Source organism: Wolbachia endosymbiont of Drosophila seguyi (assembly GCF_028981765.1).
Taxonomy (GTDB): domain Bacteria; phylum Pseudomonadota; class Alphaproteobacteria; order Rickettsiales; family Anaplasmataceae; genus Wolbachia; species Wolbachia pipientis.
The window spans coordinates 1-6336 of sequence record NZ_JAPQLM010000110.1; the positions used below are offsets into that span (position 1 = coordinate 1).

3 protein-coding genes and 2 pseudogenes are annotated in these 6336 nt (G+C 37.7%); 3 read left to right on the forward strand and 2 right to left on the reverse strand.

The features are described 5' to 3' along the window. Window positions 1-305 precede the first annotated feature (305 nt). A pseudogene (locus tag OZD62_RS06120) lies at window positions 306-551 on the reverse strand (PD-(D/E)XK nuclease family transposase); the annotation flags it as partial. A 171-nt stretch (window positions 552-722) separates the two neighbouring features. Here OZD62_RS06120 and ppdK point away from each other — a divergent pair. After that, window positions 723-3497 carry a pyruvate, phosphate dikinase gene (ppdK, locus tag OZD62_RS02465; protein WP_275019356.1) on the forward strand — a complete coding sequence of 925 codons (2775 nt, stop codon included), beginning with the start codon at window positions 723-725 and terminating at the stop codon, window positions 3495-3497. An 84-nt stretch (window positions 3498-3581) separates the two neighbouring features. On the opposite strand, the gene OZD62_RS02470 is transcribed toward ppdK, so the two are convergent. After that, entirely contained in the window at window positions 3582-4871 is a 1290-nt protein-coding gene (locus OZD62_RS02470) for an ankyrin repeat domain-containing protein (RefSeq protein ID WP_275019357.1), read from the reverse strand. A gap of 123 nt (window positions 4872-4994) precedes the next feature. Between OZD62_RS02470 and glpX the strand changes: the two genes are divergently transcribed. Continuing rightward, window positions 4995-5912 (forward strand): class II fructose-bisphosphatase, encoded by a 918-nt coding sequence (glpX, locus tag OZD62_RS02475; RefSeq protein ID WP_070356883.1) that lies wholly within the window; start codon window positions 4995-4997, stop codon window positions 5910-5912. A gap of 81 nt (window positions 5913-5993) precedes the next feature. Continuing rightward, window positions 5994-6336: pseudogene (locus tag OZD62_RS02480) on the forward strand (hypothetical protein); the annotation flags it as partial.

The following is a 6336-nucleotide window of genomic DNA, read 5'->3' on the forward strand; positions in this document are numbered from 1 at the left end:
ATCTTTAGCTCTTTAATCGTTACGATACTTATGAAGCTTCACTTACGTTCACCATACCACTAAGCCTAGCCCTCCAACCACATGATGCTTGTAGTTTATGCTTTCTCTCACGATTGAGCATCTTCTTTATCAAGAGGAGGTTCATTGTCCGCGTCGCTCGGCACCAACTGGTTACCCAATTCGCACTGATGCGTAGACTCAGATGGCAAAACATCTGGTTCAATAAGCTTTAGAATCCTTTCAGTTTCTTTCTGAATGAATTCCTCTCCTTTTAAACAATATGACCGAAGGCTTTCAGGTCGCACCATTTCGACTATTACTTGCACCCCATTTTCATCCCTGCAAAGAACATCAACGATACTTTGTTTTTTAGAGGCAATTTCAGCATCTTGAATAGTGCTGAGGAATTCTATTTCTTTTATTTCATCTTTGCCAGTGAACCCCAAAATATCATTGAGAAAGTGAATGAGGATGTCTTTATTTTTTTCAGTACCAAAAATACGCCGGAACGCAACATCATTCTTGGGGTCGAGAAATTTAGAAAGAGCCATAAAAAAATTTTTAAATGTATCTTTATATTATATATTCTTATTAATAATAATTCAATAATTTGTCGTCTTTTTTGTTAACTTTACTGATGTTGTTGTAAGGAACGTTGTTGCAAAATTTTGTAAAATTTATTATCCTAAGGTTTCAAGTTCTCACAGGTTTATTGGAGCTATATGTACAATGTGTTTATCAGTGAAAATCCGGAGAAAATGACGGGGGAAAAGTTAATACATTACTTTAGCCAGGGTAAATGCGAAGGCAATGCAGAAATGAAAAATCTGCTGGGAGGAAAGGGGGCAAATTTAGCAGAAATGTGCAATGTTGGTGTTCCTGTTCCACCTGGTTTCACAATTTCCACCTCTGCTTGCAAAGTCTATTATCAAGACAATAGATCTTCTGTTATCCAAGTAGCTGACTACTCGGATCCAGAAAAAAATGTGGTCACGCACTGGAATGACATATGTAGTGGAATCAAAAACTACATGGCGATGCTCGAAAATGACATCGGTTGTAAATTTGGGGATTTAAATAATCCCTTATTAGTTTCCATACGCTCTGGTAGTGTTAGTTCAATGCCGGGCATGCTTGATACTATTTTAAATGTTGGTCTAAATGATGAAACCGTTGTTGGGCTTGCAAAAAAAAGTGGCGAACGTTTTGCTTACGATAGCTACTGCCGTTTCATCATGATGTACTCCAATGTTGTACTACAGCTTGATCATCGCCTATTTCAAGATGTTGTTGATAATAAGCAGCAAAAGAGTGGAGCAAAAAGCTTAGCTGACCTTGATGTTGATGTTTTAAAAGAAATTGTTAACAATTTCAAAAGGATAGTACATGAAAAAACAGGAAAACATTTTCCGCAGAACGTTGAAGAGCAATTGCTCAGCTCAGTGAATGCAGTATTTGCTTCTTGGAAAAATGATAGGGCTGTTTCCTATAGAAAAATACATAATATTCCTGAAAACCTTGGAACAGCGGTCAACGTGCAAGCAATGGTTTTTGGTAATTTAAATGATAATTCTGCAACTGGTGTGATATTTACACGAAATCCTTCAACTGGAGAAAAAAAATACTTTGGTGAATTTCTGATTAATGCTCAGGGTGAGGATGTGGTTTCTGGTGTTTATACTCCTATGCCAATTGACGGAGAGCAAAAAAACACCATGGAGAAGTTGCTGCCAAGTGTCTACCGAGAATTATGCGTGGTATGTGAAAAACTTGAAAGGCATTATAAAGACATGCAGGATATCGAATTTACTGTGCAGGACGGTAAGTTATGGATTTTGCAGACTAGGTCTGGCAAGCGCACGGCTGAAGCTGCTATTCGCATAATAGTTGATATGGTAAACGAAGGAACGATTACAAAAGAAGAAGGAATATTGAGAATTGATCCAAAAACCTTTGACAATTTATTGCATCCAGTTCTTGACGTTAAGAGTGACCAAAAAGTAATAGGGAAGGGGCTGCCGGCTTCTCCAGGGGTTGCTTCTGGATATGTAGTGTTTAGTGCAAGTGATGCTGAAAAAGCTGCAGAGCAGGGCAAAAAAGTGATTTTAGTAAGGTCAGAAACGAGTCCTGAAGATATTAATGGAATGAATGCTGCAAGTGGCATAGTAACAGCACGGGGAGGGATGACCTCGCATGCTGCTGTTGTAACCCGTGGAATGGGTAAGCCATGCATTTGCAGTGTGAGTGGACTTTATATCGATAAAGATGGAACTTTCTTTTCTGTAGGGGATACAAAAGTAAATAAAGGTGAACCAATTACCATCAACGGAGGAACAGGGGAGGTTATGCTTGGCATTCTCCCTACAATTTCACCTGAATTATCGCAAGAATTCAAAACGGTAATCAACTGGATAGATGAAATCAAAACGGTCAAAGTGAGAGCGAACGCTGATACTCCAAAAGACGCAAAAATTGCAAAAGAATTCGGTGCAGAAGGTATAGGCTTATGTCGCACAGAACATATGTTTTTCGCTAGTGATAGAATCGAATTCATTCAAAAGTTGATAATAGCTGACGATGAAAATGAAAGGGCAAATGCGCTCATTAAACTAGAAGAAATGCAAAAGTCTGATTTCAAAGAAATATTTTCTATTATGGAGGGCAGGGAAGTCACTATACGGTTGCTTGATCCACCTTTGCATGAATTTTTACCCAATGATCAGTCTACTATAGAAAAAATTGCCAAATCACTTAGTAAGTCAGTTGAGTCAGTAAAAAATAAAATAGCACAGTTATCAGAAAAGAACCCAATGCTTGGCCATCGAGGTTGTAGACTTGCTATTTCTCATCCTGAAATATATAGCATGCAGATTAGGGCAATACTTAGTGCTGCAAGTGAATTAAAGAAAGAAAAGAAGATAGAAGTGGAGCCTGAAATCATGATTCCTTTTATCATGAGCGAGAAAGAATTTATTCTGATATGCGAGCTAGCAAAGAAAGAATCCTCTGTTATCTCAGCTGGGATCCAGACGCAGATTCCAGCGTCACGCGCTGGAATGACATCAGACAAGGCTTATTCAATTGGAACGATGATAGAACTACCAAGAGCAGCACTGATTGCTGATAAGTTAGCAAAACATGCAGAGTTCTTTAGTTTTGGCACTAATGATTTAACGCAAACAACCATGGGACTTTCAAGAGATGATTCAGTTAATTTCCTCGATTCTTATAAGGAAAGCAACATATTCGAAAACGACCCATTTGAAGTGCTGGACATCGAAGGGGTAGGGGAGTTAATCAAGATGGCCATTGAAAGAGGCAAAAAAACCCGAAAAGAAATAAAACTGGGTATATGTGGAGAGCATGGAGCAGATCCAAAATCTATAGAGTTTCTCATCGAATCAGGGGTGGATTATGTTTCATGCTCACCCTATAGAGTACCGATTGCAAAGTTAGTGGCAGCACAGTTTAGTGTTAGATCTAAATTTGCTAGGTAAGTATAGTGGCAGTGTTGGCTACTCATATGGTTTGAGCCCACCAGAGGGTGTCATTCCAGCGCGTGACGCTGGATCTAGTTTTTATTATGGCTTTCTGGATCCCAGTGTCTGGGCACTGGGATGACATCCTGTTACACGTTCAACTTCATTCTCTCTCATCTCCCTATAACTTGGTAATGTAGAATTTTTTACATGCAACCCGGTGTATATTGCAACCAAAGCAGCTATGACACTGCAAACTACTGCACCAGCTACAAATGGAACCATTACAGCAGCAGTAATGAATAATCCTGTAATAACAACTCCAACAACATCTTTTGTCAATGAGGTGTAAAAATCCTTTTTGCTCTCTTTATATTTAGTTTCTTGTTCATTTGGCATAGAAAATTGAGCATCTACGAAGCCGTTAGCTTTATTATCATTATTTGGTGTGGCAGTTTGCTTAGTATTTGTTTCCTCTGGTATTACAGGCGTTTTGTTTTTGTTATTATGATTATCACCATTGGTACTGGTTAGAGGAACTGTTGCTATAGGTCTACTACCAATGTTCCCATTACTGCTGCAAGGTTTTGCTCTGTTTTCTTCATTAAGCTTACCACTATTCAAGAACGCATTAACAATTTCAGTTTTACCTACCTGTATGGCCACTTCTAAAGCCTCTTTCCTGTTTGCAGGACTCACGTAACCTAAAATTAGCTCAACTTCTTGGACATTACCTTGAACAATAGCAGAATTCAAGGCATGCAATTTTTCTTCTTCATTAAATTTGCCACTATCCAAAAGTACCTTAACAACGTCAGCTTGTTTTGTTATTGCAGCTATATCCAATATAGTCCTGGAAGCAGTATCTGTAAGATGGATTACAGCATCTAAATCTGTAAACAATTTTACAACATCTAGAAATACGCTACGATCGCCGGTAATATTGGACTCTCTTACAGCATTTGCAAACGAGTCAAAAATTGCCGAATTTGTTTTTTTTCCTTGTATTAGTTGCCCGTAAAGTACTTCAGCAGTCATACCAGGGTTTATGGAGTTACTAGAATCTACTTCATTACTGTCTGCTCTATTCTCTTCCACATTAGGTGCCTCTTCTTCCTTGTTTATCGCTGCGGTTATTTGCTCTTGTTGAAGGGGTTTACACCCATTTTGGAGGAGAAAATCCTTAACGCGTGTGTTGTTATTTTCGGTTGCATGTTTTAGAAGTAAGTCTTCTAATGAATTGTCTCCTTCACATTTATCTTGGAAATTAACTTCTTTCCACTTTGGTTCCTTTTGCAAATCTTTAAGACTAGCAATTCCCTTATCATCATATTGTACAATTGTAGCTATCTTTCGATACAACTCTCTAATATCATCATTACTATATACCATAACTAAACCTACTACTATATGTTAGTTTATTACAGCAACTTTCCCACAACCAGTCAAGACATATTGCAGTCTAAAGTTGCATGATATATATTGGATTCTTTATTTATGATTCTCGAGCAAATGATGGAAGATTTAGCTTATAAATTAGTTAAAGTGACCGAAGCTGCAGCACTTGCTGCATATAAACTAGCAGGCTTCGGCGATGAAAAAAAGGCTGATCAGGTTGCAGTTGATGCAATGCGTACAGTATTAAATTCAATGGAAATAAATGGTACTATCGTAATTGGTGAAGGTGAGAGAGATGAAGCGCCGATGCTATATATTGGCGAGAAGGTTGGCACTGGAAATGGTCCTGAAATCGACATTGCCGTTGACCCACTTGAAGGCACTACGATTTGTGCTCATTACAAATCAGGGGCAATGTCCGTTCTTGCTGCAACGAAAAAAGGTAATTTTTTACATGCACCTGATGTTTATATGGAAAAGATAGCAGTAGGAAAAAATCTTCCAGAGGGTGTAGTCTCACTAAAAAATAGCATTGAAAAGAATCTAGACAATTTAGCCAAGGCAAAAAAATGCAAAGTGAATGATCTCGTGGTAACTGTACTTAAACGTGAAAGGCACAATGAATTAATAGAGAAAATCAGGAAATTAGGAGCAAAAATTAAACTAATAGATGATGGCGATGTTGCAGCCGTAGTTTCACTAGTAAATGGCAATCATGATATGTATATCGGAATAGGAGGGGCACCAGAAGGGGTGCTTGCGGCTGCAGCGCTGAGTTCAATCGGTGGGCAGATGGAGGGAAGATTAATATTTGACACGGATCAATTAAAAGAAAGAGCAAAAAATTTAAATATCCATGACCCAGAAAAAATCTACACCGTAAAAGATATGGCAAGAGGTGAATCAGTGTTTATTGCAACTGGAGTAACAAGCGGAGAACTTGTGGATGGAGTTGATAACATATGTTCAACTAGTTCTTTAATAATTCTACCTAATAAGCTGATAAAGCTGCAAACAATGCAGAACTTATGTTAGCTTTTTTAGTTTCTAATTTTAGCTTTACAACATTTAGCATTAAGATATAATCAAGTTTACTTATAACAATAGAAGTGTGAAATGTTTTCTAGTATTGTAAATCTATTGAATGGTTTTTACAAAAATTCGAGTACCAAGGAAAGTGAAGAAAAGTTGACTCTTCTATCTCCTCAAGCAAATCTTCAATTCGATGAGACTCAGGTACAAAGTGTGCTCTCAGATTTTGAGAAATTGGAGTTTAAGGATAATAAGTGTTTTGACAAAATAGCAGACGATTATGAAAAGAAGGGGAAGAGTTCCCTCTTTAATTACGTGATATTGAATAAGCGGAAAGAAATAATCGATATATTAGATAGGAATCTTCCTCTTCTCGAAGAACAGGAGGAGTTTAGAAAGAAATATAGTCAATATGTTTTTCAAATTG

Bases quoted from the DNA above. Each gene is read 5' to 3' on its own strand.
- OZD62_RS02470 (WP_275019357.1), bottom strand. From the start codon at position 4,871: ATGGTATATAGTAATGATGATATTAGAGAGTTGTATCGAAAGATAGCT.
- ppdK (WP_275019356.1), top strand. From the start codon at position 723: ATGTACAATGTGTTTATCAGTGAAAATCCGGAGAAAATGACGGGGGAA.
- glpX (WP_070356883.1), top strand. From the start codon at position 4,995: ATGGAAGATTTAGCTTATAAATTAGTTAAAGTGACCGAAGCTGCAGCA.